General features: G+C 67.7%; 19 protein-coding genes. 16 read left to right on the top strand and 3 right to left on the bottom strand.

Annotated features, from left to right (window positions below):
• The first annotated feature begins 12 nt into the window (after nucleotides 1-12).
• From OHB26_RS35225 to OHB26_RS35170, 12 genes are all read left to right on the top strand, one after another.
• Nucleotides 13-2424, top strand: a complete 2412-nt coding sequence (locus OHB26_RS35225; protein ID WP_330181575.1) for a beta-ketoacyl-[acyl-carrier-protein] synthase family protein — start codon at nucleotides 13-15, stop codon at nucleotides 2422-2424.
• Between the two features lie 10 nt (nucleotides 2425-2434).
• On the top strand, nucleotides 2435-3571 hold the full coding sequence (locus OHB26_RS35220) for a 3-oxoacyl-ACP synthase III family protein (protein WP_330181574.1): 1137 nt from the start codon (nucleotides 2435-2437) through the stop codon (nucleotides 3569-3571).
• Entirely contained in the window at nucleotides 3558-4100 is a 543-nt protein-coding gene (locus OHB26_RS35215) for an ester cyclase (protein WP_330181573.1), read from the top strand. The genes OHB26_RS35220 and OHB26_RS35215 overlap by 14 nt, the downstream gene beginning before the upstream one ends.
• The gene (locus tag OHB26_RS35210; protein WP_330181572.1) at nucleotides 4097-5344 is read left to right on the top strand and encodes an FAD-dependent monooxygenase; all 1248 of its coding nucleotides are present in this window, start codon (nucleotides 4097-4099) and stop codon (nucleotides 5342-5344) included. Before OHB26_RS35215 ends, OHB26_RS35210 begins: the two co-directional genes overlap by 4 nt.
• Entirely contained in the window at nucleotides 5341-6048 is a 708-nt protein-coding gene (gene ubiG / locus OHB26_RS35205) for a bifunctional 2-polyprenyl-6-hydroxyphenol methylase/3-demethylubiquinol 3-O-methyltransferase UbiG (RefSeq protein ID WP_330181571.1), read from the top strand. The genes OHB26_RS35210 and ubiG overlap by 4 nt, the downstream gene beginning before the upstream one ends.
• A complete protein-coding gene (locus OHB26_RS35200; protein WP_330181570.1) occupies nucleotides 6045-7010 on the top strand; it encodes an NADP-dependent oxidoreductase in 966 nt (321 codons plus the stop codon). Before ubiG ends, OHB26_RS35200 begins: the two co-directional genes overlap by 4 nt.
• On the top strand, nucleotides 7000-7407 hold the full coding sequence (locus OHB26_RS35195; RefSeq protein ID WP_330181569.1) for a hypothetical protein: 408 nt from the start codon (nucleotides 7000-7002) through the stop codon (nucleotides 7405-7407). The genes OHB26_RS35200 and OHB26_RS35195 overlap by 11 nt, the downstream gene beginning before the upstream one ends.
• 249 nt (nucleotides 7408-7656) lie before the next feature.
• Nucleotides 7657-8091 carry a DUF1772 domain-containing protein gene (locus OHB26_RS35190; RefSeq protein ID WP_330181568.1) on the top strand — a complete coding sequence of 145 codons (435 nt, stop codon included), beginning with the start codon at nucleotides 7657-7659 and terminating at the stop codon, nucleotides 8089-8091.
• Nucleotides 8092-8157: 66 nt separating this feature from the next.
• Nucleotides 8158-9972: an AfsR/SARP family transcriptional regulator gene (locus OHB26_RS35185; RefSeq protein ID WP_330185875.1), complete on the top strand. Its 1815-nt coding sequence runs from the start codon at nucleotides 8158-8160 to the stop codon at nucleotides 9970-9972.
• A gap of 2 nt (nucleotides 9973-9974) precedes the next feature.
• Nucleotides 9975-10478, top strand: a complete 504-nt coding sequence (locus OHB26_RS35180; RefSeq protein WP_330181567.1) for a DUF2505 domain-containing protein — start codon at nucleotides 9975-9977, stop codon at nucleotides 10476-10478.
• Nucleotides 10475-11407: an SDR family NAD(P)-dependent oxidoreductase gene (locus OHB26_RS35175; RefSeq protein WP_330181566.1), complete on the top strand. Its 933-nt coding sequence runs from the start codon at nucleotides 10475-10477 to the stop codon at nucleotides 11405-11407. Before OHB26_RS35180 ends, OHB26_RS35175 begins: the two co-directional genes overlap by 4 nt.
• 5 nt (nucleotides 11408-11412) lie before the next feature.
• Nucleotides 11413-13602: an MMPL family transporter gene (locus OHB26_RS35170; protein ID WP_330181565.1), complete on the top strand. Its 2190-nt coding sequence runs from the start codon at nucleotides 11413-11415 to the stop codon at nucleotides 13600-13602.
• Nucleotides 13603-13651: 49 nt separating this feature from the next.
• Here the strand turns inward: OHB26_RS35170 and OHB26_RS35165 are convergent, their stop codons facing one another.
• A complete protein-coding gene (locus tag OHB26_RS35165; protein ID WP_330181564.1) occupies nucleotides 13652-15013 on the bottom strand; it encodes an NAD(P)/FAD-dependent oxidoreductase in 1362 nt (453 codons plus the stop codon).
• Between the two features lie 347 nt (nucleotides 15014-15360).
• Between OHB26_RS35165 and OHB26_RS35160 the strand changes: the two genes are divergently transcribed.
• The 4 genes from OHB26_RS35160 to OHB26_RS35145 all read left to right on the top strand — a co-directional run bounded on the left by OHB26_RS35160 (nucleotide 15361) and on the right by OHB26_RS35145 (nucleotide 18425).
• Nucleotides 15361-16080: a hypothetical protein gene (locus tag OHB26_RS35160; RefSeq protein WP_330181563.1), complete on the top strand. Its 720-nt coding sequence runs from the start codon at nucleotides 15361-15363 to the stop codon at nucleotides 16078-16080.
• Nucleotides 16077-17732: a phosphoenolpyruvate carboxykinase (GTP) gene (locus OHB26_RS35155; protein ID WP_330181562.1), complete on the top strand. Its 1656-nt coding sequence runs from the start codon at nucleotides 16077-16079 to the stop codon at nucleotides 17730-17732. Before OHB26_RS35160 ends, OHB26_RS35155 begins: the two co-directional genes overlap by 4 nt.
• Nucleotides 17729-17959 carry a hypothetical protein gene (locus tag OHB26_RS35150; protein WP_330181561.1) on the top strand — a complete coding sequence of 77 codons (231 nt, stop codon included), beginning with the start codon at nucleotides 17729-17731 and terminating at the stop codon, nucleotides 17957-17959. The genes OHB26_RS35155 and OHB26_RS35150 overlap by 4 nt, the downstream gene beginning before the upstream one ends.
• Before the next feature lie 136 nt (nucleotides 17960-18095).
• Complete coding sequence (locus tag OHB26_RS35145; protein ID WP_330181560.1) at nucleotides 18096-18425, top strand: ArsR/SmtB family transcription factor; 330 nt, start codon at nucleotides 18096-18098, stop codon at nucleotides 18423-18425.
• 332 nt (nucleotides 18426-18757) lie between these two features.
• On the opposite strand, the gene OHB26_RS35140 is transcribed toward OHB26_RS35145, so the two are convergent.
• Nucleotides 18758-18988 (bottom strand): hypothetical protein, encoded by a 231-nt coding sequence (locus tag OHB26_RS35140; protein WP_330181559.1) that lies wholly within the window; start codon nucleotides 18986-18988, stop codon nucleotides 18758-18760.
• A 129-nt stretch (nucleotides 18989-19117) separates the two neighbouring features.
• On the bottom strand, nucleotides 19118-20155 hold the full coding sequence (locus tag OHB26_RS35135) for a hypothetical protein (RefSeq protein WP_330181558.1): 1038 nt from the start codon (nucleotides 20153-20155) through the stop codon (nucleotides 19118-19120).
• Nucleotides 20156-20298 lie beyond the last annotated feature (143 nt).

The raw sequence follows: 20298 nt of genomic DNA, 5'->3' as shown, positions 1-20298 counted from the left end.
AGGACTTCGGCCATGCACGAAACCCCTCATCCGGCGCCGCAGCGGCGCATCGTGATCACCTCGCTGGGCGCGATCACCGCGCACGGCGCGGGCGCGGAAGAACTGTGGCAGCGGGTGCGCGGCGGTGAGGTGGCGATCCGGCCGCTGCGCGAACTCGCCGTGCCCGGCCTCCCCGCAGCCATCGGCGGCGAGATCATCGACCCGCCACGCCCCCAATACGACTACCTGAAACCGCTCGGCCTCACCGAACCCGAACCCGCCGTCGATTATGCGCTGCTGGCCGCCGAGGAAGCGATGGCCGCCGCCGGAGTCGGTGTGCTCGAACCGGATTCGCCGTCGCGGCCGGACGCCCTGCCCGCGCACCGCTGGGGTGTGGCGTTCGGCAGCTGCAACAGCGGTATCCGCAGCGCGGAGAAGGCGGTGCGCCGCGCGGTCGCCGCGGGCCGCACGGTCGACGTGGACGGCCTGCGACTGGGCGATGACCGGCACCTGCTGCTGGTGCCGCCGCAGTTCTGCGCGGAGGCGTTGAGCGCGGCCTTCGGACTGAAAGGTCCTGTGCTGTCGGTCAATACCGCGTGCGCGTCCAGTGCGCACGCTCTCGCGCACGCGGTCGAACAGATCCGGGCCGGGCGGGCCGACGCCATGCTGGTCGGCGGCAGCGACGCGCTCACCGAGACCGCCTACTACGGATTCAACAGTGTGGAATCGCTGTCCGCGCGCCCGGCCCGGCCGTATTCGCGTGACCGGGACGGCCTTTCCCTCGGTGCGGGCGCGGGCATGATGGTGCTGGTCGCCGCCGAGGTGGCGCTGGCCGCCGGTGCGCCGATCGTCGCCGAGGTGCTCGGGTACGGCATGTCCGCGGACGGCTATCACGCGACGGCCCCGCATCCGCAGGGTGAGGGCGCCGCCCGCGCGATCCGGTCCGCCATCGATACCGCGGGGCTCACGCCCCAGGACATCCCCTACATCAACGGCCACGGCACCGGCACGCCGAAGAATGATGCGGCCGAGAGCAATGCGGTGCGCACGGCACTGGGCGAAGCCGCTACGAAGGTGGTGCTGAGCAGCACCAAATCCATGGTCGGCCATCTACTCGGCGCGGCGGGCGCGGTGGAGGCGATCGTCACCATTCTCGGCCTGCGTGACGAAATGGCGCCGCCCACAGCCGGTTTCGCCGAACGCGACCCGGCCTGCGGATTGGACTCCGCCCCGAACGCGGCGCGCGAGCTGCCGATGCGGGTGGCGGCGTCGAACAACTTCGCCTTCGGCGGCGCGAACGCGTGCGTGGTGTACGGCCGCCCCGGCACCGCGCGAACCGATACGGTGGCCACCGCGTTCGACGAGGTCGTCGTCACCGGAATCGGCGCCCTGCTGGGCAGTGCGGGCGATGCCGATCAGCTCTGGGACGCCTGGCGTCGTGACGATGTCGCGGCCGAGCGGCACAACGGATTACGGCTGGTGCGCCTCGACGGCGATCCGGGCCGGGAGATCCCCGCCAAATCGCGGCGGCGCATGGATCGTCTCGGCCAGATGGCTGTCGCCACCAGCACGCAGGCGCTGGATGCGGCCGGGCTCACCGCGCACGACGGCGTCGGGGTGGTGGTCGGCACCGGTATCGGCCCGATGAGCAGCATCTCGCGCTTCTTCGAGCCGACCGTAGCGGGCGGCCCCACCCAGGGCAGTCCGGCCATCTTCCCCAACACCGTCTTCAATGCCGCCGCCGGGCAGGTGGCCATGGTGCTGGGGGCCAAGGGCCCGACCTCCACGCTCACCTCGGGCCACGCCGCGGGCGCGGCCGCGCTCGGCACCGCCTTCGACCTGTTGCGGGCGGGCCGCGCGGACGCCGTGCTCTGCACCGGCGCGGATGAGCTGTCCCCCTATGCGCTCGACGCCTACCGTGGCGCAGGGCTTTTCACCGGCCGCCGCGGCCGCGACTACCTGCTCGCCGAGGGCAGTATCACCCTGACGCTGGAGCGCGCCGCGGTGGCGCGCGAACGCGGTGTCACCCCGATCGCGGTGCTCGCGGGGTACGCGACCACCTCCGACGCGCTCGGTATCGCCCGCTGGGATCCGCGCGGTTTCGGTGTGGAACGCGCCATGCGCGCCGCCCTCGCCGAGGCCGGGATCGACCCTGCCGAGCTCGCCGCCGTCTGGACCGCCGCATCCGGTCTGCCGGCGGTGGACGGTCCCGAGCGCCGGGCCATCGACCGCCTCGAGCTGAGCGCGAATTGCGCTCGGCACGAACCGAAACGGGTGCTCGGCGATCCCATCGGCGCGGGCGCGCAGCTCGCCGCCGCGCTGGCGATCAGCGCCTGGCGGCACGGTGGCGATCGCGGCCCGGTGCTGATCAACGGTTCCTCACTGGGCGGCACCCACACCAGTTTCGTGCTGCGGCACCCCGCCGCCGCACCCACCCGATCGTGAACGGAGACCCATGCCGAACCTCGAACCACGTCATGTCTCGATCCTGTCCACCGGTTCCTTCCTGCCCGGCGACCCGATCGACAATGCCACCCTGGAGCGTCTGTGCGGCACCCTGCCCGCCGAGGTGCTCGACAACATCCAAGTGCGCCAGCGGCATTGGATGATCGATCCGGCCACCGGCCACCACACCACCGGTACCTCCACCATGGCCACCACCGCGGCGCGGCGCGCCCTGGCCCGCGCGGATATCGATCCGGAGGAGGTCGATCTGCTGGTGGTGTCCTCGGCCAGCCCGGAATACCAGCTGCCCGCGGTGGTCACCTACGTGCAGGAGCAGCTGGGCCTGGCGCACTGCGCGTCTATCGAATTCCGGGCCGCCTGTACGGGTTTCGTCCAGGGACTGGATTACGCGCGCCGGCTGCTCGCGGACGGCACCTATCGCACCGCCGTGGTGATCGGCGCGGAGGCGATCTCACCGCTGCTGGTCCCGATGTACCTCGGCCAGGACCCCGAATTGGTGCGCATGCGTGATCGGTTGGTCATCAACTCCTTCGGTGACGGCGCCGGTGCGGTGGTGCTGCGCGCCGGGGAACCCGGCAGCGCCGATCCGAACGGCGAATTCCAGTTCGCCACCGCGTGTTTGGGTGGTGACCGCAAACCCGGTATGCAGATCGTGGGCGGCGGTACGCACGCGCCGGTCTTCGATCAGGCCAAGCGCAAGCGTCTGGTGGAGATGAAGCTGGATGTGAACGGCACCGCCACCTTCGGGCCGAAGGTCTTCGTGGCCGGTATGCGCGATATGCTCGAGCGCACCGGGCTGACCGTGGCCGAGATCGACGCCTGCATCCTGCCCGAGGGTAATGCCGACTACTTCACCGCCGAATTCGATGCCGCCGGAGTCACTCCCGAGGATCAGGCGGTGCTGGCCAAGAATATCGTGGAGAACCTCGCCACCGTCGGCGCGACCGGTTCGGCGGCGGTGCCGCTGGCCCTGGACGAGGGCTGGGTACAGGGCCGGGTCCGGCCGGGTGATCAGGTGCTGCTGCTGGCGGTGGAGGCCAGCAGATATCTGTACGCGGGATTGTCACTGCGCTGGGAAGCGCCCGCACCCGCCGCGGCCGAGGAGCGTGCCCATGTCGACGCCTGAGCAGACCTTCACCCCGGAGTACAACACCGCGATCATCCGGCGGGTGTTCGACGAGTTCGTCAATCAGGGCGACTTCTCGGTGGTGGAACAGATCTACGCCCCGGATATGGTCGACCATCAGCCGCTGCCGGGCGCGCCGCACGGCACCGAGGGCGTCAAGTACACCATTGCCGGTCTGCGCCAAGGCTTTCCGGACCTGCACGTCACCATCGAGGCGGTCAGCGCGCACGCCGACTACGTGGTCATCCACAACACCTGGCGCGGCACCTTCACCGGCGAATTCCTGAATATGGATCCCACCGGCGAGCCGATCGAATTCCGCGGCGTGGTGGTGTGGCGGCTGGCGAACGGCCTGATCGCCGAACGCTGGGGCATCGGGGTGGAGTCCTCCATGCTGGAGGCGCTGGGCCTGGGCTGGCTGATGTCGGGTGCGCTGGCCCGCAAAGGCCGTCGACGCGGAGGCGGCGGAATGGATCTGGCGGACCTGGCGGCGACCGCCGCCGCGCTGACCGGAACGGACGGGCCGTGACCGACCGGCCGCCGACCGTGCTCATCTCCGGCGGCGGGATCGGCGGACTCGCCGCGGCACTGGCGTTGCGGCAGCGCGGCATTCGCGTGCGCGTCTTCGAGCGCGCCGCCGAACTGCGCGACGGCGGTGCGGGACTGCACATCTGGACCAACGGCACCATCGCGCTGCAACGACTGGGTGTGCTCGACGAGGTGCTCGATACCGCGCCGGTGCAGCACACCACCCACTTCGGCACCTGGCGCGGAGACCTTTTCGGCGCGTGGCCGGTCGGCGATTTCATCGATCGCTACGGGTGCCCCACCATCGCGGTGGAGCGTTCGGTGCTGCATCGCGTGCTCACCGCGGCCCTGTCGAAATACTCCGCCGATGCCGAGATCCGCACGGGCGCGGCCGTCGTCGGCTTCCAGCAGGACGCCGATGGCGTCACCGTGGAGCTCTCCGACGGTGACCGAGTGCGCGGTGACGTCCTGATCGGCGCCGACGGCATCAACGGCGCGGTGCGCACCGGACTGCTGGGCACGCACCCGCCGCGCTATACCGGCTACATCGCCTGGCGCGGCAAAGCCCAACTGCGGCACGCGGATATCCCGCCGGGCACCTTCTACGCGCTGTTCGGTCCCGGCACCCGATTCACCTTCTACGATGTCGCGCCCGGTGTCGTGCACTGGATGAGCGTGGCCAACGGTGAACCCGGCGGACGTGACGACGGGGATGTGCGGGATATGCTGGCGCGCCGCCATAGTGGCTGGATGCCGCCGGTGGCGGAGATCCTGGCAGCCACCGCGCCCGAGGACATCATCCGCGGTGATGTGCTGGATCGGGCGCCGGATCGGCGCTGGGGGACCGGCCGGGTCACCCTGCTGGGCGATGCCGCCCACCCGATCACCTTCAATATCGGCCAGGGCGCCTGCCAGGCCCTCGAGGACGCCCTGGTGCTTTCCGAGGAGTTGGACGGCACCGATCCTGTTGCCGCGCTACGCCGCTACGAACGCCTGCGCCGTGCCCGCACCGCCGGGATGCAACGGGTGGCGTGGCGGATCGGCCGGCTGGGCGCGGTCGAGCACCCGCTGCTCATCCGGCTGCGCGAACTCGGCATGCGAATGGTGTGGCCGCGGTTGGTATTCCGCATCGCCGAGCGCGATCAGATCGCGTACGCCACCCGGTGGAGTTCACCGAAGCAATCCTCGTCCGCCGCCGAAGACGCTGCCGGACAGCACCTTTCAGACAGACGGAGTATGAGATGAAACAATCGCAGACCGAGAGCGACTTCTTCGGCGACTTCGCCGAATCCTGGTGGGACGACGACTCCGCCATGAAGGGGCTCACCTCCTTCCAGCGCCCGCGCTTCGAATACTTCGACCGGTTCGTGCAGGACTGGTCCGGTAAGAAGGTGCTCGACGTCGGCTGCGGCGGCGGCTTCACCACCGAATACCTGACCGGACGCGGGGCCGTGGTGAGCGGGATGGATCCGTCCGAGCGCCTGGTCGCCGCCGCGCGGGCGCACGCCGAGGCGACCGGTAAGAGCATCGACTACTCCGTCGGGCGGGCCGAGGCGCTGCCCTATCCGGACGCCTCGTTCGATGTGGTCACCTGCGTCGACGTCCTCGAGCACGTCGACAATCCGGCGCAGGCGGTGCAGGAGATCGCCCGGGTGCTCGCGCCGGGCGGAATCTTCTGCTACGACACCATCAATCGCACCCTGCTGGCCCGGATCGTGATGATCTGGATCCCCGAATACCTCACCGGCATGGTGGCCCGCGGTACCCACCACCATCACCAGTTCATCAAGCCGCCCGAGTTGCGCCGCCACCTCGACGCCGCGGGACTGCGACCGCTCGCGAAACAGCGCGGGCTGACCATCCTGGGCAAGCGGCGCGACGGCAACCTGATCATGTTCACCACCGCGGACCTCTCCTCGACCTATATCGGCGCGGCGGTGCGGGCGTGAAGGCGGTCTTCTACCGGCGCTATGGTGACGCGTCGGTGCTCGAATACGGCGATCTGCCCGTACCGAAGATGGCGTTGGACGGTGTGCTGCTCGACGTCAAGGCCGCCGCGGTCAATCCGATCGACTGGAAGGCGCGTGAGGGTTATCTCGACCCGTTCGCCGATACCGTCTTCCCCATCGTCCCCGGCGCCGACGTCTCGGGCGTGGTGCGCGAAATCGGTATCGGTGTCACCGAATTCGCGGTGGGTGACGAGGTGGTGGGCTGCGTCCGGGAGGACTATCTGAGCCGCGGCAGCTTCGCCGAGATCATGCCCGCCCCGGTGCGCGCGCTCGCGCTCAAACCGCCGAATCTGGGCTGGGCCGAGGGCGCGGCGATGCCCCTGGCTGCCCTCACCTCCTATCAGGCGCTGGTGCGGGTGCTCGATGTGCGGCGCGGTGAAACGGTGCTCGTACACGGCGCGGCGGGTGGCGTCGGCAGCGTGGCGGTGCAGCTGGCGGTGCACCTGGGCGCGCGCGTGATCGGCACCGCCGGTGAGCGGAATCACGACTTCCTGCGTAGCCTGGGTGCGGAGCCGGTGAATTACACTGTGGGACTGGCAGATTCGATACGCGCGCTGGCGCCGGACGGAGTGGACGTTCTGCTCGACGCGGTCGGCAAGCGGATCGGGCGCACCGTACTGCCATTGCTCGCACCGCACGGCCGGTTCGCCTCGGTGGTCGATCCCAAGGCTCGCGAACTCGGCGGGGCGTACGTGTTCACCCGGCCGGACACCGGTGACCTCCCGGTGGTCGCCGCACTGGCGGGCAAGGGCGTGTTCCGGGTGCCGATCGGTGCGATCTTCCCCCTGCGCGACGCGGCGCAGGCGCATTTGCTCAGTCAGGGCGGGCATGCCCGCGGAAAGGTGGTCGTCGCCGTCGACGAGGCCGCCTGCGAAGAGGAGAAACCCTGCGATGAACGGTAATTCGACGCTGGCCCGCGCCACCCAGGGCATGGTCCGGCAGCTGGCCTGGTCCCAAGCGCTGGCCCGGATCGCCATCGGCACCGGCATGCTGACCGCGCCGGCGGTCGTCTCCAAGTCGTGGTCGGGGGAGTACGACGAGGACGCGTCCTCGTTGCCGACCCGGGCCTTCGGCACCCGGGATGTGGTGATCGGGCTCGGCACCATCTGGTCACTGCGGCGCGGTCATCCGGTGCGGCACTGGTTCATTCTCGGTGTGGCCCTCGAGCTGGTGGATGCCACGGTGACGCTGAACAAGCGGGAGCGGCTCGGCGTCACCGGGCGTCCGGACACCTGGGAATTGCTCACCGCGGCCGGTTTGGCGGGCGGAGTTCTCGTTGCCGTTGCTTTGCGTGAGTAACGAAAAACTAATCCTCTTATATCCGATCACAGCGTGTGGCGGGCGGGAATTGGCCATCACCACAATCACAGTTCGGTGAAATGTGTTGTGCCACAAGGTGGGTGATAATGACCCCCACGACCTTCTACGACGATAATCACCGACGCCTCGAGGTGGAGGCACGACCGCGACCGTTCCCCACCCGTTCGTCCTTCGCCGAGGATTTGAAAAATGGAAATTCTGTTCCTGACCGCCATAGGCATTTCAATTATGACGACCGCAGTTGTCTACGGTACGGATTTTTTCTGTGCCCTGGTGCTGCGTACGGCGCTGGCGCGCATCGACGACCGGGCGCTGGCCGCCACCACCGGCCGGATCCACGAGGTCGCCGATAAGCGCATGCCGATTCCGGGCGCCGTCGGCGTGGTGGCCGCGGTCCTCGCAGCGGCGCTGGCATTCCTCGATGGTGCGGTGACCGCGGGCCTGCTCGCGGCGCTGGCCGTGGTGGTGCTGGCGGTCTGGCTCGGTATCTACGCGCGCATCAGCGCGCCGATCAACAAGGAGCTCACCACCGCGGTCCTGGCGGACCGGGTGCCGGGCAACGTTCGGGAGATGCAGCGAACCTGGGACAGCGTCATCGTCGTACGCGTGGTCCTGCAGGGAATCGCCCTGGTCGCACTATTTCTCGCGGCGCTGTCGGTGTAATGGACAGCGCCGCAAACGATCCCGCCTATGCCGCGGCGTATGAGGGCGGGAAGCGAAGGCGTGACAATGATTCAGTTCAAACTTCTGGGACCGCTGCAGTTGCATGTGCACGGCAAGGTCGTCGATCTGGGGCCGCCCCGGCAGTGCAGTCTACTGGCCGCGCTGCTGGTCGACTCGGGTCGGCCGCTGTCCATCGACACCCTGATCGACCGGGTCTGGGGTGACTCTCCGCCGGTCGCCGCGCGCGATGCCGTCTATACCTACGTCGCACGGCTGCGCGGTCTGCTGACCGAGGCGACGGCCGGCACCGACGCCCCGCCCGTCCAGCTGAACCGCGGGTCCAGCGGATATCTGCTCGACACCCCACCGGATTCGGTCGATCTGTGGCACTTCATGGATCTGGTGGACCGCGCCCGCGCCGCCGATATCGATGATCCCGATCGCGTCGAACAACTGGCGGCCGGGTTGAACCTGTGGAACGGCAGCGCCATGACGGGTCTGGACAGCGAATGGGCCAGGCGGCTCGGTGAATCGCTGCACCGGCTCAAGCACGAGGTGATCGCCGACTGGGCCGACGCGGAGATCCGCCGCGGCAATCACTCGCTGGCCATCAACCGGCTGCACTCCGCCCTGCTCGAGGAGCCGCTCGTGGAAGGGTTGCAGGAGCGCCTGATTCGCGCCTACTTCCTCAATGGTGAGACCGCGCAGGCGTTGCGTCAGTACGAGCATGCGCGCCGCCTCATCGCCGATGAGCTCGGCGCGGATCCGAGTCCGGGCATGCGCGAGCTGCACGGCCGGATCCTGCGTGGTGATCAGCCCGTGTCGGCCGCACCCGCCCGCTCGTCCGTCACGCTGCGCTCCGAGCACAACGGGCACGGGGCACGCGCGCTGACCTTCGCGGTGGCGCCCGACACCATGCCGCTGGCGCCGCTCGGATTCAGCGGCCGGGACACCGAATTGGCCACTCTCACCGGAATGCTCACCGATGAGCCCGCACCGCGCCCGGTGCTGGTGACCGGTGGCGCCGGGGTTGGCAAGACCGCGCTGGTCCTACAGGCGGCCGAATGTCTGCGCGAGAGCTTCCCCGGCGGACTGCTGTACGTCGATCTGGCGGACGGGCCGAGCACCGCCCCGGAGGCGGTGCTCGGCCGGCTGCTGACGGCGCTCGGCACCCCCTCCGGTGCGATGCCGCCGAGTTTGGCCGAACGCGTCAACCTCTACCGCGCCCGGCTGGCGCGCCGGCGCGTGCTGGTCATTCTGGACAATGCCGTCACCGAATCCCAGATCATCCCGCTGTTGCCGGCGGGTGGCACCAGTACCGCCTTGATCACCAGCCGCTTCGCCTTGGGTCTGACCACCGTCAGAACCTTTGTGCTGCACGAGCTTTCCCGCACGCAGGGATTGCAGATGCTGGTCGCCACCGTCGGCCGCGCCCGGGTACTGCCCGAATGGGAGGACGCCGGCACCGTCGCCGACCACTGCTCCGGTATCCCGCTGGCCTTGCGCGCGGTCGCCTTCCGGATGACCGCGCGCCCGCACTGGACCTTCGCCCGCATGCTCACCCGCATCAGCGATGAGCAGCGGCGCCTCGAGGTGGTCTGCTATCAGGCCCTGGATATGCGCGCGAGCCTGGACCTGACCTTCGATCGGCTCGACAGCACCGCCGCCCGGTTGTTCCGCGAACTCGGCCGGCGGGTGCCCGCCGGCGGCGATTTCACCGCCCCGGAGCAGCCCGGCCTGTCCGCGGTCGAGGTGGAGGACGCCATGGACCGGCTCGTCGACGCCTATCTGCTCTCCGAGGTCGGCCGGGACGAGGCCGACCGCACCCTCTACCGAATGCTCGACATCCATCGCATCTACGCCAAGCACCTGGGAGATTGACCATGCCGCGTCCCGTGCAGCACACGACCCCGTATCCCTACTCGGACACCCTGTTCCACCGCGCCCTCGGCACCCGCGAGTACTGGGAGCGGCGTATTCGCGAAATCGACGGTCCGGACGCGGAATTGGCCGCCTTCGAGGTCACCCCGGACCGCACCCTGGTCACGGTGAACACGGTCATTCCGGCCTCGGCGCTGCCCGGCCCGGCCGCGACCTTCCGGCCGAACGGGGTGCGCTACCGCTATACCGAGACCTGGTCCGAACCCGCCGACGGCATCGCGCGCGGCCGGATGCAGGGGCAGGTGGAGGGTATGACCATCGCCCTGGAAGCCGATCTGCTGGTGCGACGCACCGACTCCGGATGCGAGTTCTCCATGTCCGGATCGATCGGTGCGCGAGTTCCGTTGATCGGCAGGCTGATCGAGGCCGATATGAGCAAGACCTTCGTCCGCACCGCCGCCGCCATCGACGAATTCACCATGAAGTGGCTGGAGAACGCGGCATGAGCCTTCCCGTCCTCATCACCGGGGCTACCTCGGGCCTCGGCCTGGAGACCGCCAAAGTACTTGCCGCCGAGGGCGTCCCATTGATTCTGGGCTGCCGTGACAAGTCGCGCGCGGACGCGGCGGTGCAACAGATTCGCGAGCGCGCGCCCGGCGCCCAGATCGAACTGCTGGAGCTGGAGTTGGCCTCGCTCGAGTCGGTCGGCGCGGCCGTCGACGAACTGCATCGGCGGGAACAGCCGCGACTGGGTGCGATCGTATGCAATGCCGGACTACAGATCGTCGACAGTGTGCGCACCTCGCGGGACGGCCACGAACTCACCTTCGCGGTCAACCATCTCGGGCATTTCGCACTCGTCACCGGATGCGCCGACCTGCTCGAACCGGGATCACGAGTCGTGGTGGTCTCCAGTGACGTGCACCAGGGGCCGCGCAAATCCATGGGCTTCCCCGCGCCGCAATGGCGCGATCCGCGCGACCTGGCCGCCGTGGAGGGTCGGGACCGTTCCGGGCGGGACGGTCGAATCTCTTACGCCACCAGCAAACTCGCCAATGTCTACTTCGCCTACGAGCTCGCGCGGCGCTGGCGCGACCGTGGGATCACCGTCACCGCGTTCGATCCCGGGCTGATGCCGCAGACCGGATTGTCGCGTGGATACCCGGCACCGGCGCGCATCGGCTTCCGGCTGCTCGCGCCCGTACTGATCCGGGTGATGCCCATCGCGCGCACCGTCACCCGGTCGGCGGCGGATCTGGCGTGGCTGGTCACCGCGCCGGAGCTCGCGGACACCACCGGCAAGTACTTCACCGGTGCGGCGCAGGTGCCCAGCGCACCGGAATCCTACGATGAGGGCCGCGCGGCGGAACTCTGGCAGGTTTCCACGGAGCTGGTCCAGGCCGCGCGGCGCGTACCGCCCGTCGAAAGGCGCTGAATCGCATGCTGATTCGAATCGCGGAGTTCGCTCAGCGCCGGGCCCGCGCCGTTCTGGTGGCGGCGGGACTCGCGGCCGTGCTCTGCTACATCGTCGGCGGGTCCGCCCCGATGCATTTGAAGTCCGGCGGTTTTCAAGCCCCGAACTCCGAATCCACCTGGGTGGACCGGTATCTCGACCAGCACTTCCCGGGCGCGGCCCCGAATGTCGTACTGGTGCTCACCGCGGACGGCGGTATCGACGGTCCCGCCGCCACCACGGTGGGGCAGCAGGTCACCGGCGAACTCCGCGCTGATCCGGATCTGCAAGGCGTGCAATCGTATTGGGATGTCGCGGCGGAGATGCGGCCCGCACTGCGCAGTACCGATCGCGACAGTGCCGTCATCGTGGCCTTCGCGCGCGGTGACGACACCGCCGCACCGAAACTGGCCGGGGCGCTCGCGGACAAGTACAACGGCAGCCGCGACGGCGTTCGGATCCGGGCCGGTGGCGAAGCGGTCGCACTCGCGCAGATGAGCGAGCAGGCCACCCTCGACCTGGTGAAGGTCGAGGCCATCGCCATACCGCTGGCGGGCATCGTATTGGTGCTGGTGTTCGGCAGTCTGTTCGCCTCGATGCTGCCGCTGCTGGTGGGGGTGGTGACCATCGGCGCGGCCCTGGCCGTGCTGCGCGTGCTGTCCGCCTTCGGGGATGTGTCGATCTTCGCGTTGAATATGACGACCGCGCTCGGGTTCGCGGTGGCGCTGGACTCCAGTCTGTTCATGGTGAGCCGGTTCCGCGAGGAGCTCGCCGCGGGCGCGGATACCGCCGCGGCGGTGGTCCGCACCGTGCGCACCGCCGGGCGCACCGTGCTGTATTCCGGTCTGACCGTGGCCTTGTCGCTGGCGGCGCTGCTGATCTTCCCGCTGTATTTCCTGCGCTCGTTCGCGTACGCGGGACTGGCCGTGCTCGCCGCGGCGGTATTCACCACCTTGCTGGTGCTGCCGGCGGCGTTGGCGCTCATGGGTTCTCGGGTGGAGGCCCTGGATGTGCGGCAATACCTGCGCCGCCGGTTGGGTCGCCCGGACCCGGTACCCGGACCCGTGGAAGCGGACCGCTGGTATCGGTTCGCCATGGGCGTGATGCGCCGTCCCGTGCTCGCCATCGCCGGTGTGGTGGCGCTGCTGCTCCTACTCGGATCCCCGTTCCTGAACGTGCGGTTCGGCTGGGCGGACGATCGGGTGCTCGCCTCCGGATCCAGCCGGGAGGTCGGCGATATCTCCCGCACCGGGTTCTCCGAGAATTTGACCTCGGGCATTCTGGCGGTACTGCCGGACACCCACGGCGATCCCGCGGCCCTGGGCGCATACGCGCATACGCTGTCGCAGGTGCCGGGCGTGACGTCGGTGCTGTCCGCGGGCGGCGTCTTCGCCGGCGGTTTACAGGTCGCCGCAGCACAATCCGCGATGACCGGCGATGCGGGCGCGTACCTGCGCATCGGCACCCGCTTGGACCCGTACTCGAAAGCCGCGACCGAACAACTCGACACCCTGCGCGCGGTTCCCGCCCCCGGCCGCGTGCTCTTCGGCGGTCCCGCCGCCCGCAATGCCGACTCGATCTCCGCGCTGGCTTCCCGAATCCCGTTGGCCCTGACTCTGATCGCGCTGTCGATGTTCGTGGTCCTGCTGATCTTCACGCGCAGCGTGATACTTCCGATCAAGGCCCTGCTGTTGACGGTGTTGTCACTGACGGCCACCTTCGGCGCAATGGTCTGGATCTTCCAGGACGGTCATTTCGCGGGTCTATTGGGATTCACCCCCACCGGCTTCCTCATCCCCACCATGCCGATCCTGATGTTCTGCCTGGCCTTCGGCGTCTCCATGGACTACGAGGTCTTCCTGCTCTCACGCATCCGCGAGGAGTACCTCACCTCCGGGGCGACCGGCCGCGCCGTAGCCGTCGGATTGGCCCGCACCGCAAGGATTTTCACCGCCGCCGCCGCGCTCCTGGCCATTGCCTTCGTGGGCATGGTCTTCGCGGGCGTCTCCTTCGTTCAACTCTTCGGCCTGGGCCTGACCCTCGCGGTCCTGGTCGACGCCACCATAATTCGCACCATCCTCGTCCCCGCCCTCATGCAGACCATGGGCAGGCTCAACTGGTGGGCTCCCATCCGCCGCCACGCCACCCCTGAGCTGTCCGCGGAGACCGTTGCCTGATGCACCTTGGCCACCGCTTCGGCGGAGATCTGTCGAAACCGACTGACTGTCAGTCGGTTTCGCAGATCGCCCGCAGGGCCACCGGCACCTCGTCGGCAGGCAGATAGCACCCCGTCTGTTCGAAGCCGCCGATGGTGTGGGCGTCGTAGTCGCCATAGCCGATGCGGAGGAAGTCGTCACCGCTGAGGCCGTGCACGGTCCAGTCGAAGGCGACCCGGGCACGCGCGACGACGGTGCGCAGCGCCATCAGGTGATAGCCGCGGGCCGCGAATTGTGCCGGTATGCCACGCAATCCGATCTTCAGCGGGCGGGCAACGGCGTCACGGCCGCCGAGGTCGACCACCATGCCCAGGTCCGGATGTCGGTACGGTTCGACCTTCCCGCCGCGCAAAGTCGCCAGCAGGTTCTTGGCGAGGTGCTTGCCCTGGCGCATGGCGTGCTGTGCGGTGGGTGCGCAGATCTTGCCGTCGCCCTCGGTCAGGTCGGGGACCGCGGCCGCGTCGCCGCACGCCCACACCCCGTCCAGGCCCGGCACGGTGAGATCGGCCGCGGCGACAATGCGGCCCTTCGTGGTGGCCGCGCCCAGATGTCTGGCCAGCGGGCTGGGTGCGACACCCGCGGTCCACACCAGTGTGCGAGTCGGTATGTAGCGGCCATTGGTGAGTGTGACGCCGTTGGCGGTGACCGTCTGGGCCGAAGCGCCGGAGATCAATTCGATACCGCGTTCGGCCAGAATCCGTTTCACCTCCACGCCGAGTCGCTCGCCGAGTTCGGGCATGATCCGGTCCCCGTGGGTGACCAGATGCCAGCGCACCATGTCCGGGTTCAGTCGCGGGAAGTAGCGGCGGGCCGCGGCCTGGGTGACTTTGTTGAGCACGGCGGCGGTTTCGGTACCGGCGTATCCCGCGCCGATGGTGACGAAGTTGAGCCGCTCCCGATCCTCGTCCTCCTCACCGCGCACGGCCGCGATATCCAGTTGCCGCAGTACGTGATCGCGCAAATGCATCGCCTCGGCGAGGGTCTTCATACCGAACCCGTGCTTATCCAGGCCGGGGACGTCGAGTACGCGGGTGATGCTGCCCGGGACGAGTGCGAGATGGTCGTAGCCGAGCGCGAATTCGCCGCCCGTCGGCCGCCGCACGATGACCTGCCGGGTCTTCGGCTCCACCCCGATGGCGGTGCCCGGCACAACTTCGGTGCGCCGCAAGACCCTTCGCAGCGAGACCGAGACCGACCGCGGATTGAGTACGCCCGATGCCACCTGCGGCAGCAGCGGCAGATAGAGCAATCCCGCTACGGGCGTGATGAGTTGGATGAACGCCTCTTCCGGCTTCAGCTGGCGTTCCAGATACCGGGCGCATTCGACACCCGCGAAACCACCGCCGATGATCACGATCTTGGATGGCGCCATCGCATCACCATAACAATCGAGCGGGCCGCATGTCGGCGGCCGTGAGTTCTTCGAGGAGACCGGTTCTCCCGAGTGATCAGCGGATTTCCATCCGTTGGCGCTGATCGTCGAACCCGATGAGTCGGATCCGATAGGCAGCAGCTAGTCTCTACTTGCATAACTTCTAAAATGCGAACCTCGTATAGACGGGAGATGCATCCACGGTGACCGCCGATCCCACGCCCGAAGACGGCACCCCCATGTCCGGCGCGTCGCGTTCGACCGGGGTTGATGTCGGGGTGATTGGGGTATGGCAGCCATCCGGTCGCGGTCGGGGCGATCGGATGGCGCGGTCGTGCTGGGAGGCGATGGAGGACTACACCGCGTTGATCAGTGCGCACACCGCGCTGCGCGTGCTGGCGTTCCCGCAGACCGACCGGGACATACCCGCGGTCGCGACGCGGGTCACCGCCTTGTCCGCGCGGGCGTCGGCGGTGTTCGTCACCGGATTGAGGCCCTCCGAATCGACGGCATTACAGGAGGCGGTGACTGTTGCGGCGGGGCCGCTGGTCGTGACCGAACTCGATGTCACCGCCGCCGCGCTGGCCGCCGCCGCGGTGACCACGCTGCATGCCCGGAGGGTTCGCCCGGCATTGGGTCGGGTGATGGTGATCGGCGCCGATGCCGTGCCGCGCCTCGGGTCGGTGCTGGGCCGCGTCGGTGTCGCGACCGTCACCAGTTTCGATCGGCGTGAAGCGCATACGATCCAGTTGCGCCGATTGATGTCGTTTCACGATGTGCTGATCGATCTGATCGGTACGTCGTCTGCCCAGGTGGCGCCCGGGCGCACGGTGAACCTCCCGGCTGATCTGTTCGATCTGACGGCTCTCGTCCTTCCCGGGTTGCTCAGCAGCCTGTGTGGGCACGACTGCCGAGTGTTGACCGTCGATGCGCTGGCCGCGGCAGCTCGGGCCATCGCACTGATCACGCCCGCCGGGCGAATACGGCCGGACCCGCACCATCGACTGCTGGCTTCGGCCGTCGCCCAGCACGTGAGCGGGACTTTGGCAAAGGAAAACACCTCGTGACCGTTTCGACCGTCCCGGGGATGGACCGCACCCCTTGTCGTCATACCGGGATCGCCGACTGGGTCGACGGCGTCGCGGGAATCACCGAGCCCGATCGGGTGGTGTGGTGCGACGGATCCGCGGACGAATGGCACACGCTGACAGCGCATCTCGTTGAAATTGGTGCTTTCGGTCGGTTGCCGGGGAAGCGTGATTCGTTCGAGTGCGTTTCGGATTCCGTCGATATCGCCCGGATCGAGGACCGAACGTTCATCTGTTCCTACGCCGAGGTCGATGCCGGGCCGACGAACAACTGGATGGACCCGGTGGACATGAAGGTCCGGATGACGCAGGAGTACCGCGGCGCCATGGCCGGGCGCACCCTGTATGTGATCGCGTTCTGTTTGGGCCCGCTCGATGCCGACGAGCCGAAATACGGTGTGCAGATCACAGATTCGGAATATGTTGCGGCGTCCATGCACTCCATGTCCCGTTCGGGGGCCACGGTGTGGGAGCGGCTGACGCCTGGCACCGAGTTCTTCCGCTGTCTGCACTCGGTCGGCGCACCGTTGAAACCGGGACAGCGCGACGTGCCGTGGCCTTGCGATCACACCGAATACTTCTCCTACTTCCCGCAGGAACGCACGATCTGGAGCTATGGCGTCAGCGGGCACATGTTACTGGGCACGAAGCGCTTTCCACCGCGCATCGCGTCGGCTATCGCTCGTGCCGAGGGCTGGCTGGTCGCGCACATGCTCATCCTCGAAATCACCTCACCCGAGCGGCAGGTGCACTACATCGCCGCGGCGTTCCCCTCCTCGTGTGGGAAGACGAACCTGGCCATGCTCGAACCCGCCTTGGAGGGGTGGACCGCGGAAACCATCGGCGATGGCATGGCGTGGCTGCGATTCGGCGCGGACGGCCGCCTCTGTGCGGTCGATCCCGAAGCCGGGTTCTCCGGGGGCGCTCGCGGCCCCTGCGTCCACACTTATTCGCCCCCGGTTGCGGCCATCACGGGCGGAACTTCGAAATCCACCAATGGCGTGCCGATTTCGGCGATTTTCTTCGGCGGTCGCCGCGCGACCACAGTTCCGTTGGTCACCGAGTCCTTCAACTGGCGGCACGGGGTGTTCCTCGCCTCAATCCTGTCTTCGGAGACCACCGGCGCCGCGACAGGCAGTGTGGATATCGTGCGACGCGATCCGATGGCGATGCTGCCCTTCCTCGGCTACCACGTCGGAGACTATCTACGGCATTGGCTGGACGTCGGCGCCGGCATGAGCGCACGGAAGCTGCCGAAGATCTTCTACGTCAACTGGTTTCGGCGCGCCGACGACGGTACATTTCTCTGGCCCGGCTACGGTGAGAATGTCCGTGTCCTGAAATGGGCCCTGCAGCGCATTGCCGGCGCTGCCGATGCGCAACGGACCCCGGTCGGCTTTGTGCCCACTCTCGAGTCGCTCGACCTGGAAGGGTTGGACATCGAGAGCGCGAAAGTCCTTGCGGCACTGGCGGTTGATCCCGCTGAATGGGCTGCCGAAACGTGGTCGATCGGCGATTGGTACTCCAGCATCGGGGCCACCAAACTTCCCTTCCCGCTGCGTCGAGAACTCGCGGCCCTCAAACGTCGCCTCGCCGAGGTGATGTCCACCGAGAAAGAAAGTGACCGATGACCGCAATCGCCCGGCTCGAAAACACTATCTGCCATCTCGAACTGCCCGAACTCGCTGGTGCCACCGTTTCTGCGCACGCGCTGGTGCAAACGATCGATCCGAGCACCCTGGCCGTTGTCGTGTTCTGCGGCAGCAACACTCAGATCATCGAAGACGCCATTCGAGGTCGGTGCCATGACACCCGGGGCATCACCACCGCGAGTGACATCATCACCGTCATCATCTGACCGACGGTCGCGGGCCGCGCCCCAACACCCGGGTCCGCGGCCGCGCGGCGACTGATTATCCTGTTTGCTAAACTCTGCAATCTCAATGCGGATTGTCGCGCCGCGGCCGTGCTGTCGATGGAAGGGTGGCTTGCGAATGACTGGATTGAGTAGGCCGCTCTATCAGATGAAGGCCGACTTCTTCAAGACGCTGGGCCATCCCGTCCGGATTCGGGTGCTGGAATTGCTCAGTGATCACGAGTACGCGGTCTCGCAGCTGCTCGACGAGATCGGCGTCGAGCCGGCGAATCTGTCTCAGCAGCTTTCCATCCTGCGTCGCGCCGGGCTTGTGGCCGCTCGCAGGGAAGGTTTGTCCGTCACCTACGAACTCACCTCGCCGCAAGTCGCCGAGATGCTGGCCGCCGCGCGAGCGATTCTCACCGGGGTTGTGGCCGGACAGGCCGAGGCGCTGGAGCGTCTCGCCTAGCAGTCTTTTCGATGTTGTCGGGGAGGCGCTTGCTCGCGACTGATTGCAATTTTTCTAAACTCAAAACCTAATGCTTTTCGAAAGAGAGAACTCATGACCGATCGTTCCGATGCCATCGTGATCCGCGAAGGGGCGTCCGAATGCGAGTAACCCCGTTTCGCCGACTGCGTGGCCAGCTGTTGCGTTGCTACGACTGCGGATTGCTGTGCCGGCCTTCGGCTCTGACGCCGGGATCCCAATCCTGTCCCCGGTGTGCGGCGCCCGCACTCGTGATCGTCAGTACGGGCATCGCCTTCTCGCCGAGCATTCGTGGCTGATGACCGGGGTGCTGGTCAGATGGCGGCCGTAATGACGTCCCCGTCGATCTGGACCGCTGCCTGCGGATAGCACCGGATGAGGATGGCCTGCTCGATGATTCGCGCGTTATGCCCGCACACGACCACCACGGCCAGAGTATTCGAGTCGAGTACGTGGATCGCGGCGTGGTCGGACACCGTCGAGTAGCCCAGTTCGGGGATTTCGAGCGCGCCGACGATCTGCTCGAGGTCGTATATCGCTTTCATCCGCCTGTCGCGATCCGATTTGCCGAGTGAAGCGGGCGTCGTATTCGAGACGCTCGCTCGTGGGTGGCACGATCGGAATCGATTGGGGGTGATCATGAATCCTCCCTCTTGTCGGTTGGCCGCGCCGCTCTATCCGCGGGTATGTGTTCGGCCGTTGGGTGGCGCGTCGAGAATCTTGCTGACATGCTGTGCGACTGTCGGGTCCAGTCTCTGGTCGTGTACGTCGGGCAGCCTTCGGCCGACAGGAGTGATGAGGGCGAGCGCCCGCGCGGCGGCGGCCAGCGCGCTGATCGTGACCTGTGTCGTGCCGTGACCACACAGCGCGCCGAGCAGTCCCGGCAGTGCCAGTGCGGCGAAATGATATGGATCGGCGGGAACCTCGACTACGCGCGTGGGTACTGTCCACATGGAGTCCTGGCCGGTGAGGTCGACCGTGATGTCGTGATCGACTATCAGCTTGCGGATCGCGGCCCCGGAGAATGTGTTGCCGGGCTCTGCGGTGACGCTCGCTGCCCCGCACTCCAGTAGTACGGCTGCCAGGCGTGGTGTCCGGTCTGCGCCGATCACGGCAAGCCTGCCGTGCCGTGGCGGGACTCTTCTCGCGCGCAGTGCCGTGGCAGCCGCAGCGGCCACGGCTGTGGTGAGCGCGTCGGTCTCGGAGATCACCAACCGTCCGCCCTGGGCGGCTGTGATCGATTGCACCGCAGCGGATTCGGCCGCATTCGGCCCGATCAGGAATACCGCGTTCAGGTGGTGAGGGAGTTTCGTGATTCGCTCGGCGATCGAATACGGTCGCCGAGCGGTGAACGGGATGGCCGAGGCGTGCAGGGCTGTCCGGCGGGTGAGCAGCGCGGCGTAGTCTTCCATGGCTGTCCAGCACGAACTGTTGGTTCGATTGCGGCGGCTGCCCCACACCCCGACCACCGCGGCCCCCATGCTGCCCGAGTCCGTTCTTTTGCGCGGGGCCGCGTTGTGGTGACCGGACTTCATATGGCTCGTCACTGCGGTGGCCTCACTTTCACGGGCTCGAGCGGACGGGGTGCCGGGTGCTGTGCGCAGGATGACCACATGCACCTCGGACACCTCGGCGAACTCGAGCAGAAAGCGGCGGGCCGCGGCGAAGAACAGCGGCCCGTCGATGCGGTAGGCGACGATGTGGTCGTGCACTCCGACATTCCCTTGGCCGCACTGGCGGGCGTGCTGTTGGCGACCACCGTGCGTGCCCCGGAACGGACGGTACCGGTGAGGGTGGTGGACTGCTCGGTCACGGCCGTACTCTCCTTCATGAAACAACTAGATCTTAAGTTTAG

This window comes from Nocardia sp. NBC_01503 (assembly GCF_036327755.1).
Lineage (GTDB): Bacteria > Actinomycetota > Actinomycetes > Mycobacteriales > Mycobacteriaceae > Nocardia.
Note: the sequence above shows the minus strand (reverse complement) of the source record. Positions and strands in the feature narration are given on the sequence as shown.

Bases quoted from the DNA above. Each gene is read 5' to 3' on its own strand.
- OHB26_RS35165 (WP_330181564.1), bottom strand. From the start codon at position 15,013: ATGGCGCCATCCAAGATCGTGATCATCGGCGGTGGTTTCGCGGGTGTC.
- OHB26_RS35215 (WP_330181573.1), top strand. From the start codon at position 3,558: ATGTCGACGCCTGAGCAGACCTTCACCCCGGAGTACAACACCGCGATC.
- OHB26_RS35220 (WP_330181574.1), top strand. From the start codon at position 2,435: ATGCCGAACCTCGAACCACGTCATGTCTCGATCCTGTCCACCGGTTCC.
- OHB26_RS35140 (WP_330181559.1), bottom strand. From the start codon at position 18,988: ATGAAAGCGATATACGACCTCGAGCAGATCGTCGGCGCGCTCGAAATC.
- OHB26_RS35175 (WP_330181566.1), top strand. From the start codon at position 10,475: ATGAGCCTTCCCGTCCTCATCACCGGGGCTACCTCGGGCCTCGGCCTG.
- OHB26_RS35145 (WP_330181560.1), top strand. From the start codon at position 18,096: ATGACTGGATTGAGTAGGCCGCTCTATCAGATGAAGGCCGACTTCTTC.
- OHB26_RS35190 (WP_330181568.1), top strand. From the start codon at position 7,657: ATGACGACCGCAGTTGTCTACGGTACGGATTTTTTCTGTGCCCTGGTG.
- ubiG (WP_330181571.1), top strand. From the start codon at position 5,341: ATGAAACAATCGCAGACCGAGAGCGACTTCTTCGGCGACTTCGCCGAA.
- OHB26_RS35185 (WP_330185875.1), top strand. From the start codon at position 8,158: ATGATTCAGTTCAAACTTCTGGGACCGCTGCAGTTGCATGTGCACGGC.
- OHB26_RS35225 (WP_330181575.1), top strand. From the start codon at position 13: ATGCACGAAACCCCTCATCCGGCGCCGCAGCGGCGCATCGTGATCACC.
- OHB26_RS35170 (WP_330181565.1), top strand. From the start codon at position 11,413: ATGCTGATTCGAATCGCGGAGTTCGCTCAGCGCCGGGCCCGCGCCGTT.
- OHB26_RS35195 (WP_330181569.1), top strand. From the start codon at position 7,000: ATGAACGGTAATTCGACGCTGGCCCGCGCCACCCAGGGCATGGTCCGG.
- OHB26_RS35150 (WP_330181561.1), top strand. From the start codon at position 17,729: ATGACCGCAATCGCCCGGCTCGAAAACACTATCTGCCATCTCGAACTG.
- OHB26_RS35160 (WP_330181563.1), top strand. From the start codon at position 15,361: ATGGAGGACTACACCGCGTTGATCAGTGCGCACACCGCGCTGCGCGTG.
- OHB26_RS35180 (WP_330181567.1), top strand. From the start codon at position 9,975: ATGCCGCGTCCCGTGCAGCACACGACCCCGTATCCCTACTCGGACACC.